The 438-nt window shown below is 68.0% G+C and carries 2 protein-coding genes; both read right to left on the reverse strand.

Going from position 1 to position 438, the window contains the following annotated elements; genetic code table 11:
• Positions 1–180, reverse strand: a 180-nt coding sequence (locus tag AACY08_RS29895) for a hypothetical protein (RefSeq protein ID WP_339472696.1), incomplete at its 3' end; no start/stop codon positions are given.
• The coding region (locus AACY08_RS29900; RefSeq protein ID WP_339472697.1) for a hypothetical protein at positions 177–438 on the reverse strand (262 nt) is incomplete at its 5' end. The genes AACY08_RS29895 and AACY08_RS29900, both read right to left, overlap by 4 nt.

Genomic DNA, 438 nt, shown 5'->3' on the forward strand with positions numbered 1-438 from the left:
CGGATCGCTGGAACGGCGGGCGGCGTCGAAGCCGCGGTGCCAAGCGCTGGCACGGCGGCTGCCGGCACGGTAGCAGCAGACCAGATTGCCCATGACCTGGGCGCGCCAGCCCGCCTTCTCAGCCTCCCATTCCGCGTCGGGCGGACCCGACGCGAGCAGGGCCAGAACATTGTATGTCACGGCCCGTTGTTGAGCTCGTCGGCAGCGATCATGATCGTGATCGCTGCTTCCAGGGCGGCTTCATCGTCGTTCACGACCCGCGCGGCGGGCTTTTGCCGCTGGACAGCCGATGCCACAGCCGCGACCGATCGGCCCTTCAGCGGGTATGACCAGACCTTACCGGCCTCGATAACGACCGGCTTGGTGCGGAAGGCGCGCCGCAGCCGCTTCGTCTCCTCGATCCGGGTCATCAACGCGGCGACCTCGAACTCCAGCGTG

Origin of the sequence: Pseudomonas sp. EL_65y_Pfl1_R83 (assembly GCF_963970695.1) — a bacterium.
Taxonomy (GTDB): Bacteria; Pseudomonadota; Gammaproteobacteria; order Pseudomonadales; family Pseudomonadaceae; genus Aquipseudomonas; species Aquipseudomonas tritici.